This window comes from Streptomyces calidiresistens, from assembly GCF_014141525.1.
GTDB lineage: Bacteria > Actinomycetota > Actinomycetes > Streptomycetales > Streptomycetaceae > Streptomyces > Streptomyces calidiresistens.
Genome location: NZ_VKHS01001584.1, coordinates 1 through 426, shown reverse-complemented (window position 1 = coordinate 426; position 426 = coordinate 1). Strand labels below are relative to the sequence as shown.

Sequence of the window (426 nt, the reverse complement as noted above, 5' to 3'; positions counted from 1 at the left end):
GCCACCGACCCCTCCCTCGCACCCGCCGGCCGCCACCTGCACTACGTCCTCGCCCCCTGCCCCAACACCGACATCGGCCCCGACGCCACCCACTGGGCCGACCTCGGCCCCCGCTACCGCGACGCCCTCCTCAACGAACTGGAGAAACGCGGCCTGAACGGCATCACCTCCGCCATCGAGGAGGAAACCCTCGTCACCCCCGCCGACTGGACCGCCGAGGGCCACGCGGCCGGCACCCCCTTCTCCGCCGCGCACACCTTCCCCCAAACCGGCCCCTTCCGCCCCCGCAACCTGGTCTCCGGCCTCGACAACGCCGTTCTGGCCGGCTGCGGCACCACACCGGGGGTGGGCGTCCCCACCGTCCTGATCTCCGGCAAGCTCGCCGCCGGCCGGATCACGGGCGCCGGCCCCCGCCCCCGGGACACC

Annotated in this window: 1 pseudogene; it reads left to right on the top strand. The window is 75.1% G+C overall.

Annotated features, from left to right (window positions below):
• Nucleotides 1–426 (top strand): annotated as a pseudogene (locus tag FOE67_RS28370) (phytoene desaturase); the annotation flags it as partial.